Genomic DNA, 23,318 nt, shown 5'->3' on the forward strand with positions numbered 1-23,318 from the left:
GCAGGGAACGCCCAGGAGCCTCGACTATCCTCGACCCGTGGCCCTCCTTCGCAACAAGCAGTCCGAGACCCCCGAGCCGACCCCGGCGCCCGAGCCGCTGCCCGTCGACGGCAAGGGTCGCGCGACGCCCAAGCGCAAGGACTCCGAGGCCGCGAACAAGCGCCCGCTCGTCCCGACCGACCGCCGTGCCGCCGGTCGCGACGCGAAGACGGCGCAGCGCGAGGCGCGCGCCCGCCAGTACCAGGCCATGAAGGCGGGCGACGAGCGCTACCTGCCCGCCAAGGACAAGGGCCCCGTCCGCCGCTACGCGCGCGACTACGTGGACGCGCGCTGGAACATCGCCGAGTACTTCCTGCCGGTCGCGCTCGTGTTCTTCGTCGTGATGATCGTCACGACCGGCCGCAACACCGCGACCTCGTTCGTCATCCTCGTCGCGCTCTACGCGCTCGTGCTGGTCGCCGTCGTCGACGCCGTGATCATGTGGTTCGGGCTCAAGAAGCGCATCCGCACCAAGTTCGGCGAGGTCCCCAAGGGCACCGCGTTCTACTCGGTCATGCGCGCGTTCCAGCTCCGCCGGTCGCGGATGCCGAAGCCGGTGCACGCCAAGCACGGCGTCTACCCGGAGTGACGTCCGTCCGCCGCGCCCGCCCGGAGCGCGGCGGTCCAGTCCGGTCGAGCCGGTCAGCCCACGCGCAGCGGGACGACCGGCGCCGCCGCTTCACCCTCGTGCAGCACGGTCGCCGACGCGACACCCTGCTCGGCGAGCGTGCGCCACGTCTCCCCGAGCCACTGCTCTGCGTCGTACTGGTTGGTGAACAGCGGGCTCACCGGGTCGGCGAGCTCGCGCCCGTCGCCGTCGACGAACCGCCAGGTCCACTGCGGCCTGATCATCTACGTCCTCCCCCTCAGCGTGCCGGCTCGGCCGACGTCAGCGCGCGGTTGATCCGCGACGCCCAGAACGGACCCTCGTAGATGAACGCCGTGTAGCCCTGGAGCAGGTCGGCGCCCGCCTCGAGGTACGCCCGCGCGTCGTCCACGGTGGTGATGCCGCCCACGCCGATGATGACCGGTCCCTGGCCGAGCCGCGCGCGCAGCCGCCTCACGACGTCGAGCCCGCGCGGCAGCAGCGGCGGCCCCGAGAGCCCACCGGGGCCGAGGTCGTGCGAGATCGTCGTGTTGACCGCGACCACGCCGTCCAGCCCGAGCTCGAGGACGAGGTCCGCGACGGCGTCGACGTCGTCGTCCGCGAGGTCGGGCGCGATCTTCACGAGCAGCGGGACCCGCGGCGCGCGCGAGCCGGCGGTCGCGGCGTCCGCGGCCTCGCGGACGGCGACGAGGATGGGGCGAAGGGACTCCACGGACTGCAGGTCACGCAGCCCGGGGGTGTTCGGCGACGACACGTTGACCACGAGGTAGTCGGCGTGCGGCGCGAGCAGCCCGGCGCTCGTCGCGTAGTCGGCGGCGGCATCCTCGGCGGGTGTGACCTTCGTCTTGCCGATGTTCGCCCCGACGACGACGGCACGCCCGCCCGAGGTCGTGCGCAGCTTGCGCAGTCGCTCGGCCGCAGCGGCGGCGCCCCGGTTGTTGAAGCCCATCCGGTTGCGGATGGCGCGCTGGTCGAGCACGCGGAACAGACGCGGCTTGTCGTTGCCGGGTTGCGCGTGGGCCGTGACGGTGCCGATCTCCACGAACGCGAACCCGATCGTCGCGAGACCGCGGACGGCGAGCGCGTCCTTGTCGAACCCGCCCGCGAGCCCCAGCGGGGCGGGGAACGAGCGACCGAGGGCCTGCACGGAGCCCGGACCGCGCGTCGTGCTCTCCGCGAAGGGCGCGAGCGTACGGCGCACGACCGTCCGCACGCCGGGCACGACGCCTACCGCACGGATCACCGGGAACGCGAGGTGGTGGGCGCGCTCGGGGTCGAGGTGCCGGAAGAAGCCCTGGAACAGGGCGTCGTAGACCTTCACGCAGACATTCCTTCCCGGGCAGCACGCGGGCGCGTGTGCCACAGCCACCACAGACCGACGAACGGCAGGACCAGCGGGATGTAGCCGTACCCGGACCCGAAGCTCGACCACACGGTCGACGCGGGGAACGCGTCGGGGTCGGCGAGGGACGCGATCCCGACGGCCAGGACCCCCACGAGCTCGACCGAACAGGACACCCAGGCGACGCCGCGCCAGGCCCCGCCGCGCCACAGGGCGACGGTCGCGAGCACGTACACGACGGCGGCCAGCAGGGACAGCAGGTACGCGACGGGCGCGTCCGAGAACTTCGTCGCGAGCTCGTAGCTCGCGCGTCCCGTCGCCGCGAGCGCCAGGATCCCGTACACGGCCACGAGCACGCGCCCGAACCCGGCCCGGGTGGGCGGCGCCTCGTCGTGCGTCGGGTCGTGGTGCTCGGCGGTCACGGCGGTCTCCTCGGTGTCGGTCGGCTCGAGGCGGGGCACGTCAGCCCGCCCAGACCTGGGTCATGCGCAGCTGCAGGAACGCGACCGTCACGGCGGCGAGCAGCAGCACCACGGAGCTCCAGCGGGTGCGCTCGGCGAACGCGACCGCGGCCGCGAACGGGAGCACGAGCAGCGAGGCCGCGACGTACCCCCAGAACAGGCCCGGGCTGCTCACGCTCTCGGAGCCGGTGAGCAGGACGCCCGCGACGACCGCCTCGACGACGAGCAGCCCCTCGACGACCGATGCGCCCCAGAGCTGGCGCAGGACCACCGGGCGGTCCCGGTACACGAACCATCCCGCCCACGCGGCGAGCGCCAGGCTCGCGGCGACCACGAGCACGGTGAGGGGGAGGGTCACGCCCCGCAGCCTACCGGGCGTGCCCGATCCGCCCCGGAGCCCGGCCGACGGCTGGGCGTTAGCATCGCCGGGTGACCGACCTCACCGTGACCAGCACCTCCCCCGCCTCCCTCGACGTCGACGCCCTCGTCGTCGGCGCCGTCCGTACCGAGCTCGGGCCGCGCGTCCTCGCGGACGCCCTGCCGGCCGCAGCCGCGACCCGGCTCGCCTCGCTCGCCCCCGCGCTCGGCATCACCGGCGCGCCCGACGACGTCCACCGCTTCCCCGCGCCCGACGGCGTCGCGGCGCGCGTGGTCGTCGTGACGGGGCTGGGCTCCGACCCTGACGACGCCGAGGCCCTGCGCCGTGGCGCGGGCGCCGCGGTCCGCACCCTCGCGGGGACGGCGTCGGTCGCCGTCGCGCTGCCCGTCGCGTCCGACGCCGCCGTGTCGGCCGTGCTCGAGGGCTCCGCGCTCGGCGCGTACGCGTTCGACCGCTACACGACCGACCCCGAGAAGCCGGCCGCCGTCGGCGCGGTGCAGGTCGTCGTGCCGGACGCGAAGGCCGCGCGCGACGCCGTCGAGCGGGCGCGCGTGCTCGCCACGTCGGTGCACCTGGTCCGCGACCTCGTCAACGCCGCACCGAACGACCTGTACCCCGAGGCCTTCGCGGGCGCCGCAAAGGACGCGGCCAAGGGCACGGGCGTCAAGGTGACCGTGCTCGACGACAAGGCGCTCGCCTCGGGTGGCTACGGCGGCCTGGTCGCCGTCGGCCAGGGCTCGGTGCGCGGCCCGCGCCTCGTCAAGGTCGCGTGGTCGCCGTCGAAGCCGGCCGCGAAGGTCGCGCTCGTCGGCAAGGGCATCACGTTCGACTCGGGCGGCATCTCGCTCAAGCCGCCGACCTCGATGGTCGCGATGAAGTCCGACATGGCGGGCGCCGCCGCGGTGCTGGGGACGGTCCTGGCCGCGGCCCGGCTCAAGCTGCCGGTCGCCGTGACCGGGTGGCTGTGCCTCGCCGAGAACATGCCGTCGGGCACCGCGCAGCGGCCGAGCGACGTCATCACGATCCGCGGCGGCAAGACGGTCGAGGTGCTCAACACCGACGCCGAGGGCCGGCTCGTCCTCGCGGACGGCCTCGTCGCGGCGCTCGAGGAGGGACCGGACGTCGTCCTCGACGTCGCGACGCTCACGGGCGCGCAGATGGTCGCGCTGGGGGCGCGCGTGTCCGCGGTCATGGGGTCCGACGACGTCCGTGACGAGGTCGTGGCCGCGGCGGGGCGCGCGGGCGAGCAGTTCTGGCCGATGCCTCTGCCGGCGGAGCTGCGCGAGTCGCTCGCGTCGAAGGTCGCGGACATCGCGAACATCGGCGAGCGCCACGGCGGGATGCTCGTCGCGGGCCTGTTCCTCAAGGACTTCGTCGGCCAGACGCCGTGGGCGCACCTCGACATCGCCGGGCCCGCGTTCAACGAGTCGTCGGCGTTCGGCTACACGCCCGTCGGCGGCACGGGCGTCGCGGTGCGCACGCTCCTCGAGCTGGTCGAGTCGCGCGGGAACCGCGGCTGACCACCGCGCCGCGCGGGCCGGGCCGCGGCGGCCGCCGTGGCCCGGCCCGTCGCGTCTCGCCTCAGGCCTCGCCGCGACGACGGCGCGTGTTCCACTCCCGCATGCGCTGCGGGTAGCCCGTGCGGCGCACGTCGTACAGGGGGATGCCGAGCTCGTCCGCGAGGCCCCGCGCGGCCTTCTCGTCGGGCACGCGGCGGCGCGTCCACTCCCCCGTCGTGGCGATGAGGAGGAGCGTCGACGGCATGTCGCCCGTCGCGGGCTCGAGGTAAGCCTCGACGCCGACCCGCGTGGTGACGAACGTCCGGAAGTGCTCGGTCGTGGCGCGGCGCGCGTCGGCCTGGGAGGGCGGACCGCCGGCCGCGGGGCGCGACGACGAGCCGGACGGTCGGGAGAACAGGCGGCGCAGCCGGGACATGCGCGTAGCGTAGCCGGGCCGCCGGGGTGCAACCCGGGTGCGAGCACGCTCACACCTGCGCCGATTGGGGCACGCGGGGCGTTGGTGCCAAGATGGGTCGGTGGGCCTGGAGCCCGCACGCCCGGGCCTTGACCCGTCGGACGAACATCGCAGGAGGAGCACGTGGCCGAGACCCGCACGTTCGACGTCGTCGTGCTGGGCGGCGGGAGCGGCGGGTACGCGACGGCGCTGCGAGCCGCGCAGCTGGGCCTCACGGTCGCCCTGGTCGAGGAGGACAAGCTCGGCGGCACCTGCCTGCACCGCGGCTGCATCCCCACCAAGGCGCTGCTGCACGCGGCCGAGGTCGCCGACGCCGCCCGCGAGTCCGAGGCGTTCGGCGTGCGCGCCACGTTCGACGGCATCGACATGGCCGCCCTCGCGTCGTACAAGGACGGCGTCGTCGCGGGCCTCTACAAGGGCCTGCAGGGTCTCGTCTCGTCGCGCGGCATCACGCTCGTCGCGGGCCACGGCACGCTCGTCTCCCCCGACACCGTCGAGGTCGACGGCGAGCGCTACACCGGGCGCAACGTCGTCCTCGCGACCGGCTCCTACTCCCGCACGCTGCCGGGCATCGAGATCGGCGGCCGCGTCATCACGTCCGAGCAGGCGCTCGAGCTCGACTACGTCCCCCGGTCCGCGCTCGTCCTCGGCGGCGGCGTGATCGGCGTCGAGTTCGCGTCCGTGTGGCGCTCGTTCGGGGCCGACGTGCACGTCGTCGAGGCGCTCGACCACCTGGTTCCCGCCGAGGACGAGGCCGTCTCCAAGGCGCTCGAGCGGGCGTTCCGCAAGCGCGGGATCGGCTTCACGCTCGGCGACCGCTTCGCCTCCCTCGCCGAGACCGACTCCGGCGTCCGCATGACGCTCGAGTCCGGCAAGGCGCTCGACGCCGAGGTCCTCCTCGTCGCCGTCGGGCGCGGCCCCCGGACCGCGGGGCTCGGGTTCGAGGAGCAGGGCGTGCGGCTCGACCGCGGGTTCGTGCTCGTCGACGAGCGGCTCCGCACGGGCGTCGGCAACGTGTACGCGACGGGTGACATCGTGCCGGGCCTCCAGCTCGCGCACCGCGGCTTCGCGCAGGGCATCTACGTCGCCGAGCAGATCGCCGGCCTCGACCCCGCCCCGATCGACGAGTCCGGCATCCCGCGCGTCACCTACTCGGACCCGGAGATCGCGTCCGTCGGGCTCACCGAGGCCGCCGCCCGTGACCGGTTCGGCGCCGAGACCGTCGAGACGCTCGACTACAACCTCGCCGGCAACGGCCGGAGCAAGATCCTCGCGACGCAGGGCTTCGTCAAGCTCGTGCGCCGCAAGGACGGCCCCGTCGTCGGCGTCCACCTCGTCGGGGCCCGCGTCGGCGAGCTCGTCGGCGAGGCCCAGCTCATCGTGAACTGGGAGGCGCATCCCGAGGACGTCGCCGCCCTGGTCCACGCCCATCCCACGCAGAACGAAGCCCTGGGCGAGGCACACCTCGCCCTGGCCGGCAAGCCTCTGCACGCCCACAACTGACGACACAATCGAAGGAGACCCCCAGGTCATGTCCGAAAACGTGCAGATGCCGGCTCTCGGCGAGTCCGTCACCGAGGGCACCGTCACGCGCTGGCTCAAGCAGGTCGGCGACGACATCGCCGTCGACGAGCCCCTGCTCGAGGTCTCGACCGACAAGGTCGACACCGAGATCCCGTCCCCCGTCGCGGGCAAGCTCGAGCAGATCCTCGTCCAGGAGGACGAGACCGTCGAGGTCGGCGCCGTCCTCGCCGTGATCGGCGACGGCTCCGGTGCCGGTGCCGCGGCCCCCGCCGCCGACGAGGCGCCCGCGGCGGCCGCCGAGCCCGAGCCCGAGCCGGCCCCCGCCCAGCCCGAGTCCGCCCCTGCCCCCGCGCCGGAGGCGCCCGCCGAGCCCGAGCCCGCTCCGGCGGCGGCCCCGGCCGCGCCGCAGGGTGGCGGCGAGGAGATCAAGCTCCCCGCGCTCGGCGAGTCCGTCACCGAGGGCACCGTGACCCGCTGGCTCAAGCAGGTCGGCGACGCCGTCGAGGTCGACGAGCCGCTGCTCGAGGTCTCGACCGACAAGGTCGACACCGAGATCCCGTCCCCCGTCGCCGGCACGCTGCAGCAGATCCTCGTCCAGGAGGACGAGACCGTCGAGGTCGGTGCCGTGCTCGCCGTCGTCGGCTCGGGTGCTGCCGCTCCCGAGGCCCCGGCGCCCGCCGCCGCCCCTGAGCCTGCCGCCGCGCCCGAGCCCGCGCCCGCCCCGGCTGCGGAACCCGCACCGGCCCCCGCGCCCGAGCCTGCGTCCGTCCAGGAGCCCGCCGCGCCCGCGACGCCGGCCCCTGCGGCGGCCCCGGCACCGGCTCCCGCCGCTGCGCCCGCGACCGGTGGCAAGTCCTACCTCACGCCGCTGGTGCGCAAGCTCGCCGCGGACAAGGGCGTGGACCTGTCGGCGGTCACCGGCACCGGCGTGGGTGGGCGCATCCGCAAGGAGGACGTCCTCGAGGCCGCCCGCAAGGCCGAGGAGGCTGCCGCGGCGCCCGCTCCTGCCGCTGCAGCGGCGCCGACCCCGGCCGCCGCGCCGAAGACGGCGCTCGAGACCTCGCCGCTGCGCGGGACCACCGAGAAGGCGACCCGCCTGCGCAAGATCGTGGCGGAGCGCATGGTCGAGGCCCTGCAGACGCAGGCGCAGCTGACCACGGTCGTCGAGGTCGACGTGACGAAGGTCGCGGCGCTCCGCGCCCGGGCGAAGGAGGGCTTCAAGGCGCGCGAGGGCGCGAACCTCACGTTCCTGCCGTTCTTCACCCTCGCGGCGATCGAGGCGCTCAAGGCGTACCCGAAGGTCAACGCGTCGTTCGACGGCGAGACCATCACCTACCCGGCGCACGAGAACGTGGGCATCGCGGTCGACACGCCGCGCGGCCTCGTCGTCCCGGTCATCAAGGACGCGGGCGACCTCAACATCGGCGGGATCGCGCGGAAGATCGTCGACCTCGCCGGCCGGACCCGTGACAACAAGGTCGGCCCCGACGAGCTCACCGGCGCGACCTTCACGATCACGAACACCGGGTCGGGCGGCGCGCTCATCGACACGCCGATCGTCCCGGGCGGCACGTCCGCGATCCTCGGCACGGGCACGATCGTCAAGCGCCCTGCGGTGATCAAGGACGCGGACGGGAACGACGTGATCGGTATCCGGTCGCTCTGCTACATCTTCCTGTCCTACGACCACCGTCTCGTCGACGGCGCGGACGCGGCGCGGTTCCTCACCGCCATCAAGGCCCGCATCGAGGAGGGCGCCTTCGAGGCCGAGGTCGGCCTCTGACGGCTCCGCTCCCCGAGGCCCTGACCGGCCTCCGGCGCTGACCGCACGACGGCGCCCTCGTCCACGGACGGGGGCGCCGTCGTCGTCCCCGTCTGCCAGAACCTCACCGCCGTATACCGCCGTGAGGTTCTGACAACCGCGCCGAAGGTCATGGGCTAGCGTCGACAGGTATGGAAGACCCCCGCGTCCGCACGGTCGTCGTCGCCGGCGCAGGCGGCCTGATCGGTGCCCGCCTCGTGACGTCGCTGGTCGCCGACGGCGTCCGGGTGCGCCGCCTGGTCCGGCCCGGCACCGCAGACCGCGACCGGCGCGACGGTGTCACCCCGGTGCCGTGGGATCCCGACCGCGGTGTCCTGGCACCGGACGCGCTCGACGACGTCGACGTCGTCGTGAACCTCGGCGGCGCGGGCATCGGGGAGCGGCGCTGGACCCAGCGGTACCGCGCGGTCCTCCGGAGCTCGCGGCTCGCCGGGACAGGCCTGCTGGCCCGCGAGCTCGCGAGGCGCGGCCCCGGCGCCCCGGCGCTCGTCCAGGCGTCGGCGATGGGCGTCTACGGCGACCGCGGCGACGAACCGCTCCCGGAGACCGCCCACCGGGGCGACGGCTTCCTCGCCGACCTCGTGACGGACTGGGAGGCCGCCACGGATCCCGCCCGGGACGCCGGGGTGCGGGTCGTCCTCCTCCGCACGTCGCTCGTGCTCACCCCGGCGGGCGGTGCGCTCGGACGCCTGCTTCCGCTCCTGCGCCTCGGGCTCGGCGGGCCGCTCGGCGACGGACGCGCGTACTGGAGCTGGATCACCCTCCATGACCACGTGCGCGCGATCCGCCACCTGGCGGCGTCCGGCGTCCACGGACCCGTGAACCTCGCGACGCCCGACCCGGTCCGCAACGCGGAGCTCGTCCGTGCCCTGGCTCGCGCCCTGCACCGACCGGCGGTCCTGCGCGTGCCGGCACCGGCGCTACGGCTCGCGCTCGGGGGCTTCGCGGGCGACGTCCTCGCGTCCGCGCGGCTCGTGCCGCGAGTCCTGGAGGCGGACGGTTTCCACTGGGACCACGCACGGCTCGACGACGCCGTCGCGTGGCTGGTCGACGGCGGCGACGCCGTCCGGCCCTGACCCGTCGCGCGCGGACGCGGGGCGGTCGACGCCCGGTCAGCCGGCCTCGACGACGCGTACGCGCCAGCCGTGCGCGGTCCACGCCAGGGCGAGCCTGTCGGTGCGCTCGGCGGCCGCCGGCACGGTGGTCTGGGACCCGTCCTTCGCGCGCAGCGTGTACGCGCCGATCGCGTAGGTCACGTCGACCGTGGCGGCCGTCTCCCCCGACGCCGTCACGGTGGTCCTCGCGACGTCGACGGGCGGCGCACTGACGATCACCCCGCGCTCAGCGACCCGCGCGACCAGGGCGTCGTCGGCGGCGCGGGCCGGCGATCCCGCCAGCGTGACCGCGTCGCTCGCCGTCGCGCCGGCGAGCATCGCGCCCCGCCGCTCGGTCAGCTCGCGCGCCGCGAGGTCGGGCCGGTCGCGCTCGAGCGTGGCGTCGGTCGGGGCGGCCGCGGTCGCGGGGCCGGCCGCCTCGACGCCGCGCCCCTGCCCGGCCGGCCCGGCGTCCGGCGCCCAGGGCCGCAGGACGAGCAGCGTTCCCGTGACCAGCACGACCCCCGCCGCGGCTCCCGCCGCCACGGTGCGGGTCCGCCGGCGGCGCAGGCGTGCGGCGGCACGCTCCCGGCGACCTCCGGCGTCGACGTGAGCGCGTCGCGGCCTGCCGGGGGCGGCGAGCGCGCGGGCACGGACGAGGGTGTCCTCGAGCGGGTCGGCGGTGCGAGGCGGGACCACGCGCCGCCGCGGCACCTCGGAGACCGGCCGGCGCACGACGCCCCGGACCGGACGGGGTGGTGCCGCCTCCCCCGGCCCCGGTCCTGACGCGCGGACCGCCGCGTCGCCGGCGACGGGCTCGACCGGCTGTCCCGTGCGAGCGACCTGACCCGACGACCCGTCCGGCTCGCGCCCCGCACCGCGCGCGGCGCCGTCGGCCGCGTCGGTCTGCGGGCTGCTCGACGAGGTGACCACCTCACGCGGCCTGGCCGACCGGCCGAAGGCGACGGCGGCGAGCGCGCCCAGGTCGGGGACGGTGACCGGCTCGGGCGTGACGGTGACGGCGGCACGCTGCGCGAGCTCCTCGGCGGTGCGGGGCGCGTCGGGCGCGGTACCGCTCGCGGCGCCGTCGAGGAGCGCGGCGAGGGCCGCGACCTCGGTGGCGCGCCGGGCGTCGGGGACGTGCGACGGGTCCGCGGAGGGTCCGTCCGCCGGGTCGGCGCCGTCCGCGACGACGCCTCGGGCGAGGGCTGCGAGCGCCCGCACGTCCCCGGCGGGCGACGAGGCCGCGTCGGGCGCCCGCACGGTCGGGCGCAGGTGGGCCCCGCCGTCGTCGTCGACGACCACGTCGTCCGGAGTGAGGCTCCCCTGCGTGAGCCCGGCCCCGTGCAGCGCGCCGAGGGCGTGCCCGAGCCCTGTGACGATCGTCACGGCCTCGCCGGCCCGCAGCGCACCCCGCCGGGCGAGCACGTCCCGCAGGGTCGTGCCCGACGGGCCCCGCAGCACGACGGCGACCTCGCCCCCGGCTTCGACGACGGTCGCGACGCGAGCCAGGTGCGCGTGCTCGACGGTCCGCAGCCGTGCGAGCCGCTCGTCGGTCCCTGCCGGCAACGCGGCGCGGCGAAGGACGTGGAGGGTGCAGGGGGCGCCGTCGGGAGCGCGGACCGCCCAGGCGCGGCCGGCGCGCGCGGCCCCGGTGTACCCGGCGGCCTGGAGCGCCTCGCGCACCGGCCCGCCCGGGACGTCGACGACGGCGCCCGTGTCGTCCGGCCGGCGTCCGGCGGGTTCGCTCGGACCTGTCATGGGCCCATCGAACAGGAAACCGGGTGCTCGTACGTCGGTTGTCCACAGCGAGGGCGGACGCCTGCCGGAGCATCCTCGGACGGGGGCTAGCCTGGGTCGCATGCGCTTCGCTCCGCTCGGGCTCGGCACGGTCCACTCCCCCTATCAGCCGACGTGGGAGCTGCAGCGCAGCATCCATGCCGAGGTCGCGGCGGGCGAACGTCAGGACACCGTGCTCCTGGTCGAGCACGAGCCCGTCTACACGGCCGGGCGGCGCACCCACCGCGACGAGCGTCCCGACGACGGCACACCCGTCGTCGACGTGGACCGCGGCGGCAAGGTCACGTGGCACGGCCCGGGCCAGCTCGTCGCGTATCCCATCGTGCGGCTGCGTGCCCCGATCGACGTGGTCGCCTATGTGCGGTGCCTCGAGCAGGCCGTGATCGACGTGTGCGCCGAGCTCGGGCTCGCGACCGTCCGCGTCGAGGGGCGGTCGGGGGTCTGGTTCGCCGCCGACGGCGCGCGGCGCGAGCGCAAGGTCTGCGCGATCGGCGTGCGCGTCGCGAAGGGCGTGACCATGCACGGGCTCGCCCTCAACTGCAACCCGGACCTCGGGGAGTACGGCCGGATCGTGCCGTGCGGCATCACCGACGCCGACGTGACGTCGCTGTCGGCCGAGCTCGGCCGCACGGTGACGATCCAGGACGTCCTCCCCCTGCTCGAGCGCTCCCTCACCCGGGCGCTCGCCACGGTCGTGGCGGACCCGCCGACGGCCTCCACGCCCAGCCCCGAGACGCCCGCGCTCCGCGGGACCGGCGCGCCCGCGCTGCCGTAGGCTGAACGACACCCCATGCCGCCCCCGACCGGGGCCGGCGACCACCACCTGGGAGACAGCGTGACCATCGCACCCGAGGGCCGTCGCATGCTGCGCATCGAGGCCCGCAACGCCGCGACCCCCATCGAGAAGAAGCCGTCCTGGATCAAGACGCGCGCCACGATGGGTCCCGAGTACACCGAGCTCAAGGGCCTGGTGCGCTCGGAGGGACTGCACACGGTGTGCGAGGAAGCGGGCTGTCCCAACATCTTCGAGTGCTGGGAGGACCGCGAAGCGACGTTCCTCATCGGTGGCGACCAGTGCACGCGGCGCTGCGACTTCTGCCAGATCGACACGGGCAAGCCCGCCGACTTCGACGCTGACGAGCCACGTCGCGTCGCCGAGTCGGTCCAGGCGATGGGGCTGCGCTACTCGACCGTCACGGGCGTCGCGCGCGACGACCTGGCCGACGGCGGCGCCTGGCTGTACGCGGAGACCGTCCGCCAGATCCACGCGATGAACCCCGGCACGGGCGTCGAGCTCCTCATCCCGGACTTCAACGCGATCCCCGAGCTGCTCGACGAGGTCTTCGGGTCGCGCCCCGAGGTCCTCGCGCACAACCTCGAGACCGTCCCCCGCATCTTCAAGCAGATCCGCCCCGGCTTCCGCTACGACCGGTCGCTGTCCGTGCTCACGCAGGCGCGCGAGGCCGGGCTCGTGACCAAGTCGAACCTCATCCTCGGCATGGGCGAGACGATCGACGAGGCGAAGTCGGCCCTCCAGGACCTGCACGACGCCGGCTGCGACCTCATCACGATCACCCAGTACCTGCGCCCGTCGCTGCGCCACCACCCGATCGACCGCTGGGTCAAGCCGGAGGAGTTCGTGGAGCTGTCGGACGAGGCCGAGCGGATCGGGTTCCTCGGGGTCATGTCCGGCCCGCTGGTGCGCTCGTCGTACCGCGCCGGCCGCCTGTGGGGGCAGGCGATGACGCGCCGCGGCGAGACGATCCCCGCCGCGCTCGCGCACCTCGCGGAGCCGACGACGTCGCGCCAGGAGGCCGCGTCGCTGCTCGCGCGCTGAGGCGCGGCCGGGCCCGTCCGCCGGCCGTCGAGCGAGGCGCCGTCGTCACCCGGCGACGGCGCCTCGCTCGTCCCGCGCCCCGGTAGACTGCCGGATTATGGCCCGCACCAAGGACACCTCGAAGGGCGCCGGCACCGAGACGGCGAGCGCGCCCCAGCAGAAGAAGCAGCGCTGGTACCACCAGGTGTGGTCCGCGTACACGATGACGCGTCGCAGCGACCCCGCGGTCACGTGGTGGGTCCTCGGCGTGTTCGTCGGCGTCGCCGCCGTCGCGACACTGATCGGCTTCCTGTTCGGCGGGCACTGGATCTCCGGGCTCATCGTCGGCGTACCGTTCGGCCTGCTCGGCGGCATGTTCGTGCTGACGCGTCGCGCGGAGGCCGCGGCCTACCAGCAGATCGAGGGCAAGCCGGGCGCCACGCGCGCCGCGCTCGGGTCGGTCCGCCGCGGCGGCTGGAGCTTCGACGAGGAGCCCGTCGCGTTCGAGGCCCGCAGCCAGGACCTCGTGTTCCGCGGCGTCGGGCGCGCGGGCGTGCTGCTGGTCGGCGAGGCCCCGTCGGGCCGCGCGACCCGGCTGCTCGAGGCCGAGCGCAAGCGCACGGCGCGCGTCGTCGCCGGCGTCCCGATCACCACGCTCGAGTGCGGCAACGGCGAGGGCCAGGTCCCGCTCCGCAAGCTCGTGAAGACGGTCCAGAAGATGAAGCCGACGCTCACGAAGGCGGAGGTCGCCGAGGTCTCGAAGCGCCTGCGCGCGCTCGGCGGCGCGAAGCTCCCGATCCCCAAGGGCATCGACCCGACGCGCGTCCGCCCGGACCGCAAGAGCCTGCGCGGCCGCTGACCGCGGACGCGCAGAAGCCCCGTGCCCGACGTCGTCGGGCACGGGGCTTCGTCGCGTCACGGCTCGTGCAGCACGGCGCCTGACGACGGTGCGGGCGCCAACGCGCCCTCCTGACGTAGCACTGTTCGCTCGAGGTAGCAGGGACTCCGCGCTACCTCGAGCGAGAAGCGCTACCTCGGCGCACGTTCCCTGACGGCGCGGCGCTCAGCGTCGGACGATCGCCGTCCCGGCGGCGCGGTCGTGCAGGCCACGGCCGTCGCCGTCCCACACGACGGCGGGGATGACCAGGCACACGAGGACCGACCGCACGAGGGCGCGCAGCGGACCGGGGGGCACGTCGGGCGCGTCGGCCACCAGGCGCCGGACGCGGAGACCGAGCACACGGTGCCCGACGGTGAACCCGGCCGTCCCGACGAGGACGACGTTCTCACCGAGGAAGATCAGGAGCGTGGCCCACGAGTTGCCGCCGAAGAAGCCCGCGCTCACGGCCCAGCACAGCGCCCAGTCGATGATCAGCGCGAGGATCCGGCGGCCGAGGGGCGCGAGCGAGCCAGGGCCGTCCGGGGGCAGGCCGAGCCGCGCGCCGCGGGTGGACGGGCCGCCGGGCGTGCCCTCGAGCCAGGAGCCGATCTCGTCGCGTGACACCACGGGACCAGGGTACGGGGGCCGCCTGAGCACAGGACGCCGTCGGGACGCCTGTCCGTCACCATCGTGAGACGAACTCGTCACACGGTGGACGCACGCGTAACGTGCCTGAAACACGACCTACACGGCGGCGAAACCGCCTCGCCCTAGGTTCGAGACGCCCCGAGACGGGGCTCCACCGATCAAGGAGTTCATCGCATGTTCAAGAGCGCGGAAGAGGCGATCGCCTTCACGCGGGAGCAGGATGTCGAGTTCGTCGACGTGCGTTTCTGCGACCTGCCGGGCGTCCAGCAGCACTTCAACATCCCGATCTCGGAGTTCGAGGACGCCGCGTTCACCGACGGCATGATGTTCGACGGCTCGTCGATCCGTGGCTTCCAGGCCATCCACGAGTCGGACATGAAGCTCATCCCCGACGTCGAGACCGCGTTCGTCGACCCGTTCCGGAAGCACAAGACGCTCGTCGTCAACTTCTCGATCGTCGACCCGTTCACGGACGAGGCCTACTCGCGCGACCCGCGCAACATCGCCGCCAAGGCGGAGGCGTACCTCCGCTCGACCGGAATCGCGGACACCGCGTTCTTCGCCCCCGAGGCCGAGTTCTACATCTTCGACGACGTGCGGTTCTCCACGAACCAGCACGAGTCGTTCTACTCCCTCGACTCGCAGGAGGCCGCGTGGAACACCGGCCGCGACGAGGAGGGCGGGAACCTCGGCTACAAGACGCGCTACAAGGGCGGCTACTTCCCCGTCTCCCCCAACGACCAGATGGCCGACCTGCGTGACGACATGGTCGCCATGCTCGACCAGGTGGGCCTGCAGGTGGAGCGCGCGCACCACGAGGTGGGCACCGCGGGCCAGCAGGAGATCAACTACCGCTTCAACACGCTGCAGCACGCGGCCGACGACCTGATGAAGTTCAAGTACGTCATCAAGAACGTCGCGTGGAACGCCGGCAAGACGGCGACCTTCATGCCGAAGCCGATCTTCGGCGACAACGGCTCGGGCATGCACTCGCACCAGTCCCTCTGGAAGGACGGCGAGCCGCTGTTCTTCGACGAGAAGGGCTACGGCGGCCTCTCGGACCTCGCGCGCTGGTACATCGGCGGCCTGCTCAAGCACGCGCCGTCGCTCCTGGCGTTCACGAACCCGTCGGTGAACTCCTACCGCCGCCTCGTCCCGGGCTACGAGGCCCCGGTCAACCTCGTGTACTCGGCGCGCAACCGCTCCGCGTGCATCCGCATCCCCGTCACGGGCAGCTCGCCCAAGGCGAAGCGCGTGGAGTTCCGCGTGCCGGACCCGTCGAGCAACCCGTACCTGGCGTTCGCTGCGATGCTCATGGCGGGCATCGACGGCATCCAGAACCGGATCGAGCCGCCGGAGCCCGTCGACAAGGACCTGTACGAGCTGCCCCCCGAGGAGCACGCGCAGATCCAGCAGGTCCCCGGCTCGCTCGACGCCGTGCTGGACCGCCTCGAGGCCGACCACGACTTCCTCACGCAGGGTGACGTCTTCACGCCGGACCTCATCGAGACGTGGATCGCGTACAAGCGCGCCCACGAGATCGACCCGGTCCGTCTGCGGCCGACCCCGCACGAGTTCGAGCTGTACTACGACGTCTGATCGGTACGTCGCAGTACGAGTGCCGACGGCGCTCTCCCCTCGGGGAGGGCGCCGTCGGTGCGTCCGGCCACGGTGCGACCCCGTCGCGACCGGAGCACTCAGTCCTCGCCGTAGAACACGCGGTCGACGACGGCCCGCGCCCGGCGCGCCGTCCGCAGGTAGTGATCCTCGAGGTCGACGCCCGACCCGTCGAACCGGAGGACCGCGGCGAGGCCCGACAGGTCGTGGCTGACGTGCGGCAGGACGTCGACGGCCTGGCCGGTCGAGCGGCCGGACCAGAGCACGTTGGCCGCCCGCAGCCGGGACGCGAGGAGCCACGCCTCGGCGAGCTCCTCCACGTCGCCGGGATCGACGAGCCCGGCGCCGGCCGCGGCCCGGAGCGCCTCGACCGTCTCCGTCGTGCGCAGCCCGGGCACACGGTGGGCGTGCTCGAGCTGGAGGAGCTGCGCCGTCCACTCGACGTCCGAGATGCCGCCGCGCCCGAGCTTGAGGTGCCGGGTCGGCTCGACGCCGCGGGGCAGGCGCTCCGCCTCGACCCGGGCCTTGATCCGGCGGATCTCGCGGACCGTTGCCAGGTCGATCCCACCGTCGGGATACCGGAGCGGGTCGACGAGCTCGCCGAACCGCTCCGCGAGGCCCTGGTCGCCCGCGACGGGGCGAGCCCGCAGGAGCGCCTGCGCCTCCCACGGCGACGACCAGCGGCCGTAGTACTCGGCGTACGAGGCGAGGGTCCGCACCAGGGGACCGCTGCGGCCCTCCGGCCGCAGGTCGGCGTCGACGGCGAGCGCGGGTTCGCCGCCCAGCGCGGAGCAGATGGTCCGGAGCCGCGTCGCGACGGACAGCGCGAACGCCTGGGCCGCGCCCGGGTCGACGCCGGGCAGCGGGTCGTGCACGAACAGCACGTCGGCGTCGGACCCGTAGCCCATCTCCCGGCCGCCGAGCCGACCCATCCCGACGACGAGCAGCCGGGTCGGCGAGTCCTCCGCGGCCGGGCCGTAGCCGAGCTCGGCGCGGGCGTCGAACGCCGCGATCCGCAGCGCCCCCACGAGGACGACGTCTGCAGCGGCCGAGATCGCCTCCATCGCACGGACGGTGCCGGTGAGGCCGAGGAGCTCGGCCGCGGCGGTCCGCGCGAGCTCACGCCGCCGCACGGCCCGCAGCGTCGTGGTGGCCGGCTGGGTCCGGTCCGCGCGCGTGAGCACGGCGTCGACCTCGGCGTCGAGCCGGCCGAGGTCGCGCGGCGCGAGGTCGGCGTCGTCGTCGAGCCACGCGACGGACTCGGGTGAGCGCGCGAGCGCGTCCGCGACGTACTGGGAGTTCGCGAGCAGGGTCGCGAGCCGCCGCGCCGCGAAGCCGGAGTCGCGCAGGAGCTTGAGGTACCAGGGGGTCGTGCCCAGCTCGTCGGACAGCTTGCGGAACGCGAGGAGCCCGCGGTCCGGGTCGGCTCCTTCGGCGAACCAGCCGAGCATGACGGGCAGGAGCTGACGCTGGATGGCCGCCCGGCGGCTCACGCCGTCCGTGAGCGCCTGGATGTGGCGCATCGCGCCGGCGGGGTCGCGGTAGCCGATCGCCGCGAGGCGCGCGCGGGCCGCGTCGGGCGCGAGGCTCGCCTCCTCCTCCGACAGCTGGGCCGTCGCGGGGAGCAGCGGGCGGTAGAAGAGCTCCTCGTGCAGCGTGCGCACCTCGCGGCGGGTCGCGCGCCAGCGCTCGACCATGCCGTCGTCGCCGCCGGCGTGCATGCCGAGCGACCGGGCCAGCCGCCGCAGGTCGGCGTCGGAGGTGGGCATGAGGTGCGTGCGGCGCAGCCGGTAGAGCTGGACGCGGTGCTCGAGCGCGCGCAGGAACCGGTAGCAGACCGCGAGCCGCGCCGCGTGCGCGCGTCCGACGTACCCGGCGTCGGACAGGGCGGCGAGCGCGGTGAGCGTGTTGGGGCTGCGGATCGACTCGTCCGCGCGGCCGTGGACGAGCTGCAGGAGCTGGACGGTGAACTCGACGTCGCGCAGGCCGCCCTTGCCGAGCTTGATCTGGCGGTCGGCCTCCGCCGGGGGGACGTGGTCCTCGACCCGGCGACGCATGGCCTGCGAGTCCTCGACGAAGTTCTCCCGCTCGACCGCCCGCCACACGAACGGGTCGACGGCCTCGCGGTACGCGCGGCCGAGCTCCACGTCGCCCGCGACGGGGCGCGCCTTGAGCAGCGCCTGGAACTCCCAGGTCTTGGCCCACCGCTCGTAGTAGGCGAGGTGGCTCGCGAGCGTCCGGACGAGAGGCCCCTGCTTGCCCTCGGGGCGCAGCGCCGCGTCGACGGCCCACAGCGGCGGCTCCCCCGACGGCGCGCCGCAGGCACGGGTGAGGCCGGTCGCGAGGCGCGTGCCGACGCGCGTCGCGTACTCCTCGTCGTACCCCGGCTCGGGTTCGACGACGTAGACGACGTCGACGTCGGACACGTAGTTGAGCTCGCGTCCGCCGGTCTTGCCCATGCCGATGACGGCGAGACGCACGCCGGAACCGTGGTCGTCGAGCTCGGCCCGCGAGACGGCGAGGGCTGCCTCGAGCGCGGCGGACGCCAGGTCCGCGAGGGCCGCCGCGACGCCGGGCAGCCGGGTCAGGGGCTCACCGCAGCACAGGTCGGCGGCGGCGATCCGCAGCAGCCGCGCGCGGTAGGTGTGGCGCAGGGCGTCGACGCCCTCGCTCCCGGCGACACCGGCCACCGGGACACGTGCCCCGGGGTCCGCGCCGACCGCGGTAAGCAGCTCGGCGCGCACCTCAGCCGCGGCGCGGCCGAGGGCGGGCTCCGGGTCGGCGAGCACCTCGAGGAGCTCGGGGTGCCGCACGAGCTCGTCGCCCAGGGCCGCGGACGCGCCCAGCACCGCGAGCAGCCGCTGCCGGACGACGACGACGGGCACGGCGGGCTGACCCTCGACCTCAGGTCGAGGGTCGGCGTCAGGGACCCCTCCGGCGCGCCCTTGACCCTCAGGTCCAGGTCGAGACCGGCCGCGCGGGGACCCCACCGCAGGGACGCCGTCGTCGTCGAACACCGCCGTCAGCACGCGCCGCAGGAACGCGAGGGGCGCACCGTCGGCGTCCGGCGCGCACCGCTGCGCCGCCTCCGCCAGCCGGACGAGCGCGAGGAGCGCGAGGTCCGGGTCGGCGACCGCGCCCAGCGCGTCGAGCAGCGGCGACGTGGCGTCGAGCTGCCCGACGACGGCCGCGAGCGCCGGGTCGCCCACGAACGACTCCGCCCGGGCGACGTCCGTGAAGCCGAGGCGCGTCAGACGCCCGACGAGGGTCTGGGGGCGGCGGGTCACGGGCGGGGTCACAGGATCGAGAAGAAGCGCTCCAGCTCGAACGGCGTGACCTGCGTGCGGTACGCCGTCCACTCCTCGCGCTTGTTGCGGAGCACGTAGTCGAAGACGTGCTCGCCCAGCGTCTCGGCGACGAGCTCGGACCGCTCCATGATCCCGATCGCCTCGTCGAGGTCCTGCGGCAGGGGGCGGATGTCGAGCGCGCGCCGCTCGGTGGGCGTCAGCTCCCAGACGTCGTCGGACGTCTCCTCGGGCAGCTCGTAACCCTCCTCGATGCCCTTGAGGCCGGCGGCGAGCAGGAGCGCGAAGGAGAGGTAGGGGTTCGCGGCGGAGTCGAGCGCGCGGTACTCGATGCGGCTCGAGTTGCCCTTGCCCGGCTTGTACATGGGCACGCGGACGAGCGCCGAGCGGTTGTTGTGGCCCCAGCTCACGAAGCTCGGGGCCTCGGAGCCGCCCCACAAGCGCTTGTACGAGTTGACGTACTGGTTCGTGACGGCCGTGATCTCGGCCGCGTGGTGCAGGAGCCCCGCGATGAACTGGCGCGCGACCTTGCTCAGCTCGTACTGCGAGCCCGGCTCGTGGAACGCGTTGCGGTCACCCTCGAACAGGGACATGTGGGTGTGCATGCCCGAGCCGGGCTGGTCGGCGAGCGGCTTCGGCATGAACGAGGCGTACACGCCCTGCTCGAGCGCCACCTCCTTGACGACGGTCCGGAACGTCATGAGGTTGTCGGCGGTCGTGAGGGCGTCCGCGTAGCGCAGGTCGATCTCGTTCTGGCCGGGGCCTGCCTCGTGGTGGGAGAACTCGACCGAGATGCCCATCGACTCGAGCATGGTGATGGCGGCGCGGCGGAAGTCGTGCGCCGACCCGCGCGGCACGTGGTCGAAGTAGCCGCCGCGGTCGACGGGGACGAGGCGCGGGGTCCGCTCGTCGGGGCCGAGGTCGAGGGCCTGGAACAGGTAGAACTCGACCTCGGGGTGCGTGTAGAACGTGAAGCCCTTGTCGCTCGCACGCTCGAGCGCCCGCTTGAGGACGTAACGCGAGTCGGCGAGCGAGGGCTCGCCGTCGGGGGTGAGGATGTCGCAGAACATCCGGGCGGTGCCCTGCTGCTCGCCGCGCCAGGGCAGGACCTGGAAGGTCGTCGGGTCGGGCTTGGCGATCATGTCGGCCTCGTAGACGCGCGTGAAGCCCTCGATCGAGCTGCCGTCGAAGCCGATGCCCTCGGAGAACGCCGACTCGAGCTCCGCGGGCGCGACCGCGACCGACTTGAGCATCCCGAGCACGTCGGTGAACCACAGCCGGATGAACCGGATGTCGCGCTCCTCGACGGTGCGCAGCACGAACTCCTGTTGCCTGTCCATGCCCCCATCCTGCCCGACGCGGAGGCCCGTTGTGGACACCTTCGCTCCCCCTTCCCGCGGGCGTGGCGGGCCGAGTGTCCCGGACAGCCTCGTAGGACCTCCTAGGCTGGCCCCATGGAGCCCACGACCCCGCCGCTGCGGATCGCGCTCGCCCAGGTGGACACGTGCGTCGGCGACGTCGCAGGGAACGCCGCGACCGTCCTCGCACGGACCCGCGAGGCGGCCGCCCGGGGCGCCCGCCTCGTCGCCTTCCCCGAGATGACCCTGACGGGCTACCCGATCGAGGACCTCGCGCTGCGGGCGTCGTTCCGGCGCGCCGCGTACCAGGCGGGCGACGACCTCGCCCGGACGCTCGCCGAGGAGGGCCTCGGGGACGTGACGGTCGTCGTCGGGACGGTCGGGGCGCGTCCGATCAAGGAGCGCCCGATGACGGCCCTCGGGTCGCCGTCGCGCCCCACCAACCGGGCGATCGCCCTGCGCGACGGCCGCGTGGTCGCCTCCTACGACAAGCACCACCTGCCCAACTACGGGGTGTTCGACGAGTTCCGCGTCTTCACGCCCGGCGACAGCACGTGCGTGCTCGACGTCGACGGCCGCCGCGTCGGGCTTGTCGTCTGCGAGGACATCTGGCAGGACGGCGGACCTGTTGCCCAGCTCGCGGGCGAGGACCTCGACGCGCTGCTCGTCGTCAACGCGTCGCCGTTCGAGGAGGGCAAGGGCCACCAGCGCACCGAGCTCGCGGCGCGGCGCGCGTCCGAGGTCGGCGCGCCGCTGCTGTACGTCAACCAGGTCGGCGGCCAGGACGACCTGGTGTTCGACGGCGGCTCGTTCGTCGTCGCGCCCGGCTCGGACTCCCCGCTCTCCCTCGCACCCCAGTTCGTGGAGCATCTGCTCGTGTGGGACCTGCCCGCCCGCGGCGAGGTGCTGGCCCGCGGCGAGGTCGCTCCCCCGCTCGACCCCGACGAGGAGGTCTACCGGGCCTGCGTCGCCGGGCTGGCCGGCTACGTGCGCAAGAACGGGTTCCGGTCCGTCGTCCTCGGCGTGTCGGGAGGCATCGACTCGGCCCTCACCGCGGCCATCGCCGCGGACGCGATCGGTGGCGAGAACGTCGTCGGGGTGTCGATGCCGTCGGCGTACTCGTCCGAGCACAGCAAGGACGACGCCGCGGACCTCGCCGCGCGCCTCGGCGCCGACTACCGCGTCCAACCGATCGCGCCGATGGTCGAGGCGTTCCAGGGCGAGCTCCACCTCGAGGGCGTCGCGGAGGAGAACCTGCAGGCGCGCGTCCGCGGGGTGCTCCTCATGGCCATCTCCAACCGCGAGGGCCATCTCGTGATCGCGCCCGGGAACAAGTCCGAGCTCGCGACCGGGTACGCGACCATCTACGACGCCGGCTCGATCGGCGGGTACGCCCCCATCAAGGACGTCGACAAGTCCCAGGTCTGGCGTCTCGCGCGGTGGCGCAACAACCACGCGATCGACGCGGGCGAGATCCCGCCCATCCCCGAGTCGTCCATCACCAAGCCGCCGTCCGCGGAGCTGCGCCCCGGCCAGCTCGACCAGGACTCCCTGCCGCCGTACGACGTCCTCGACGAGGTCCTCGACGCGTACATCGAGCACGCCGAGGGGCGGGCCGAGCTGCTCGCCCGGGGCTTCGACCCCGAGGTCGTGGACAAGGTCGTCACGCTCGTCGACCGCGCGGAGTGGAAGCGCCGTCAGTACCCCCTCGGCACCAAGGTCACCGCACTCGCGTTCGGCCGGGACCGGCGTCTGCCGATCACGTCCCGCTGGCGCGAGCCCCAGGAAGGAAGCCCGTCATGACCCAGCCCGCAGCGTCCACCTCTCAGGCCGGCGGCGCGCCCGCCCGCAAGCGTGTGCGCGTGCAGCACCTCGCCGAGGCCAAGGCGCAGGGCCGCAAGCTCACGATGCTCACCGCGTACGACGCGGTCGTGGCCCGCGTCTTCGACGCGGCGGGCGTCGACATGCTGCTCGTCGGCGACTCGATCGGCGACAACATGCTCGGGCACGCGAACACGATCCCCGTGACGGTCGACGAGATGATCCCCCCGGCCCGCGCCGTGGCTCGCACCGCGAAGCGGGCGTTCGTCGTCGTCGACCTGCCCTTCGGCTCGTACGAGGACTCCCCGCAGCACGCGTTCGCGACCGCCGTGCGCCTCATGAAGGAGACCGGGGCCGACGCCGTGAAGCTCGAGGGCGGCCGCCGGGTCGCCGCGCACGTCAAGCTCCTCACGGACTCCGGCATCCCCGTGATCGGGCACCTGGGCTTCACGCCGCAGTCCGAGAACATCCTCGGCGGACACCGCGTCCAGGGCCGGGGCGACGAGGCGGCCGACGTGCTGTGCGACGACGCGCTCGCGCTCGCCGAGTCCGGAGCGAGCGCCGTCGTGCTCGAGATGGTTCCGGCGCCCGTGGCCGCGCGCGTCACGGAGATCCTCGCGATCCCGACGATCGGTATCGGCGCCGGGCCCGACGTCGACGGCCAGGTGCTCGTGTGGACCGACATGGCGGGCATGGGCGACTGGTCGCCGCGCTTCGCCAAGCGGTTCGGGCAGGTCGGTGCGGCGCTGGCCGCCGCCGCGGCGTCGTACGTCGACGAGGTGACCTCGGGCGCCTTCCCGCAGGCCGAGCACTCGTTCGAGAGCTGACGTC

General features: G+C 74.2%; 20 protein-coding genes. 11 read left to right on the forward strand and 9 right to left on the reverse strand.

Going from position 1 to position 23,318, the window contains the following annotated elements; all coding sequences use genetic code 11:
- The first annotated feature begins 37 nt into the window (after positions 1-37).
- The gene (locus tag ACFT5B_RS12565) at positions 38-628 is read left to right on the forward strand and encodes a DUF3043 domain-containing protein (protein WP_386798695.1); all 591 of its coding nucleotides are present in this window, start codon (positions 38-40) and stop codon (positions 626-628) included.
- Between the two features lie 53 nt (positions 629-681).
- Here the strand turns inward: ACFT5B_RS12565 and ACFT5B_RS12570 are convergent, their stop codons facing one another.
- Genes ACFT5B_RS12570 through ACFT5B_RS12585 form a run of 4 tightly spaced genes read right to left on the reverse strand, consistent with a single transcriptional unit; the run spans position 682 to position 2,807 of the window.
- Complete coding sequence (locus ACFT5B_RS12570; RefSeq protein ID WP_386798697.1) at positions 682-891, reverse strand: hypothetical protein; 210 nt, start codon at positions 889-891, stop codon at positions 682-684.
- A gap of 14 nt (positions 892-905) precedes the next feature.
- Positions 906-1,967, reverse strand: a complete 1,062-nt coding sequence (locus ACFT5B_RS12575; protein ID WP_386798699.1) for a quinone-dependent dihydroorotate dehydrogenase — start codon at positions 1,965-1,967, stop codon at positions 906-908.
- Positions 1,964-2,410: a hypothetical protein gene (locus ACFT5B_RS12580; RefSeq protein ID WP_386798701.1), complete on the reverse strand. Its 447-nt coding sequence runs from the start codon at positions 2,408-2,410 to the stop codon at positions 1,964-1,966. Before ACFT5B_RS12580 ends, ACFT5B_RS12575 begins: the two co-directional genes overlap by 4 nt.
- Before the next feature lie 40 nt (positions 2,411-2,450).
- The gene (locus tag ACFT5B_RS12585; protein ID WP_386798703.1) at positions 2,451-2,807 is read right to left on the reverse strand and encodes a hypothetical protein; all 357 of its coding nucleotides are present in this window, start codon (positions 2,805-2,807) and stop codon (positions 2,451-2,453) included.
- 71 nt (positions 2,808-2,878) lie between these two features.
- On the opposite strand from ACFT5B_RS12585, the gene ACFT5B_RS12590 reads away from it, so the two are divergent.
- Positions 2,879-4,348, forward strand: a complete 1,470-nt coding sequence (locus ACFT5B_RS12590; protein ID WP_386798705.1) for a leucyl aminopeptidase — start codon at positions 2,879-2,881, stop codon at positions 4,346-4,348.
- Between the two features lie 61 nt (positions 4,349-4,409).
- On the opposite strand, the gene ACFT5B_RS12595 is transcribed toward ACFT5B_RS12590, so the two are convergent.
- The gene (locus tag ACFT5B_RS12595) at positions 4,410-4,763 is read right to left on the reverse strand and encodes an oxidoreductase (RefSeq protein WP_386798707.1); all 354 of its coding nucleotides are present in this window, start codon (positions 4,761-4,763) and stop codon (positions 4,410-4,412) included.
- 162 nt (positions 4,764-4,925) lie between these two features.
- Here ACFT5B_RS12595 and lpdA point away from each other — a divergent pair, with 162 nt between their 5' ends.
- From lpdA to ACFT5B_RS12610, 3 genes are all read left to right on the forward strand, one after another.
- On the forward strand, positions 4,926-6,305 hold the full coding sequence (gene lpdA, locus ACFT5B_RS12600) for a dihydrolipoyl dehydrogenase (protein ID WP_386798709.1): 1,380 nt from the start codon (positions 4,926-4,928) through the stop codon (positions 6,303-6,305).
- Between the two features lie 28 nt (positions 6,306-6,333).
- Positions 6,334-8,109 carry a 2-oxoglutarate dehydrogenase, E2 component, dihydrolipoamide succinyltransferase gene (gene sucB / locus ACFT5B_RS12605; RefSeq protein ID WP_386798711.1) on the forward strand — a complete coding sequence of 592 codons (1,776 nt, stop codon included), beginning with the start codon at positions 6,334-6,336 and terminating at the stop codon, positions 8,107-8,109.
- Between the two features lie 170 nt (positions 8,110-8,279).
- Positions 8,280-9,224: a TIGR01777 family oxidoreductase gene (locus ACFT5B_RS12610; RefSeq protein ID WP_386798713.1), complete on the forward strand. Its 945-nt coding sequence runs from the start codon at positions 8,280-8,282 to the stop codon at positions 9,222-9,224.
- Between the two features lie 36 nt (positions 9,225-9,260).
- Here ACFT5B_RS12610 and ACFT5B_RS12615 read toward each other — a convergent pair whose 3' ends face one another.
- The gene (locus tag ACFT5B_RS12615) at positions 9,261-11,003 is read right to left on the reverse strand and encodes a hypothetical protein (RefSeq protein WP_386798715.1); all 1,743 of its coding nucleotides are present in this window, start codon (positions 11,001-11,003) and stop codon (positions 9,261-9,263) included.
- A 100-nt stretch (positions 11,004-11,103) separates the two neighbouring features.
- Between ACFT5B_RS12615 and lipB the strand changes: the two genes are divergently transcribed.
- The 3 genes from lipB (at position 11,104) to ACFT5B_RS12630 (ending at position 13,717) form a co-directional block, all read left to right on the forward strand.
- On the forward strand, positions 11,104-11,817 hold the full coding sequence (lipB, locus tag ACFT5B_RS12620) for a lipoyl(octanoyl) transferase LipB (protein WP_386798717.1): 714 nt from the start codon (positions 11,104-11,106) through the stop codon (positions 11,815-11,817).
- A gap of 60 nt (positions 11,818-11,877) precedes the next feature.
- Positions 11,878-12,879 carry a lipoyl synthase gene (lipA, locus tag ACFT5B_RS12625; protein WP_386798720.1) on the forward strand — a complete coding sequence of 334 codons (1,002 nt, stop codon included), beginning with the start codon at positions 11,878-11,880 and terminating at the stop codon, positions 12,877-12,879.
- A gap of 97 nt (positions 12,880-12,976) precedes the next feature.
- Entirely contained in the window at positions 12,977-13,717 is a 741-nt protein-coding gene (locus ACFT5B_RS12630) for a DUF4191 domain-containing protein (RefSeq protein ID WP_386798722.1), read from the forward strand.
- Positions 13,718-13,921: 204 nt separating this feature from the next.
- Here ACFT5B_RS12630 and ACFT5B_RS12635 read toward each other — a convergent pair whose 3' ends face one another.
- Positions 13,922-14,365, reverse strand: coding sequence for an RDD family protein (locus ACFT5B_RS12635; protein ID WP_386798724.1), 444 nt, complete (start codon positions 14,363-14,365; stop codon positions 13,922-13,924).
- A 195-nt stretch (positions 14,366-14,560) separates the two neighbouring features.
- On the opposite strand from ACFT5B_RS12635, the gene glnA (ACFT5B_RS12640) reads away from it, so the two are divergent.
- Positions 14,561-15,985: a type I glutamate--ammonia ligase gene (glnA, locus tag ACFT5B_RS12640; RefSeq protein ID WP_386798726.1), complete on the forward strand. Its 1,425-nt coding sequence runs from the start codon at positions 14,561-14,563 to the stop codon at positions 15,983-15,985.
- Positions 15,986-16,083: 98 nt separating this feature from the next.
- On the opposite strand, the gene ACFT5B_RS12645 is transcribed toward glnA (ACFT5B_RS12640), so the two are convergent.
- Positions 16,084-19,302 (reverse strand): bifunctional [glutamine synthetase] adenylyltransferase/[glutamine synthetase]-adenylyl-L-tyrosine phosphorylase, encoded by a 3,219-nt coding sequence (locus ACFT5B_RS12645; protein WP_386798728.1) that lies wholly within the window; start codon positions 19,300-19,302, stop codon positions 16,084-16,086.
- Complete coding sequence (gene glnA / locus ACFT5B_RS12650) at positions 19,299-20,648, reverse strand: type I glutamate--ammonia ligase (RefSeq protein ID WP_386798730.1); 1,350 nt, start codon at positions 20,646-20,648, stop codon at positions 19,299-19,301. Before glnA (ACFT5B_RS12650) ends, ACFT5B_RS12645 begins: the two co-directional genes overlap by 4 nt.
- A 114-nt stretch (positions 20,649-20,762) precedes the next feature.
- Here glnA (ACFT5B_RS12650) and ACFT5B_RS12655 point away from each other — a divergent pair, with 114 nt between their 5' ends.
- Together ACFT5B_RS12655 and panB are read left to right on the forward strand one after the other, a co-directional pair.
- Positions 20,763-22,469 carry an NAD+ synthase gene (locus ACFT5B_RS12655; protein WP_386798732.1) on the forward strand — a complete coding sequence of 569 codons (1,707 nt, stop codon included), beginning with the start codon at positions 20,763-20,765 and terminating at the stop codon, positions 22,467-22,469.
- Positions 22,466-23,314, forward strand: coding sequence for a 3-methyl-2-oxobutanoate hydroxymethyltransferase (panB, locus tag ACFT5B_RS12660; protein ID WP_386798734.1), 849 nt, complete (start codon positions 22,466-22,468; stop codon positions 23,312-23,314). The genes ACFT5B_RS12655 and panB overlap by 4 nt, the downstream gene beginning before the upstream one ends.
- Positions 23,315-23,318: the final 4 nt, after the last annotated feature.

Source organism: Luteimicrobium sp. NPDC057192 (assembly GCF_042670205.1).
In the GTDB taxonomy this organism is placed as follows: Bacteria; Actinomycetota; Actinomycetes; order Actinomycetales; family Cellulomonadaceae; genus Luteimicrobium.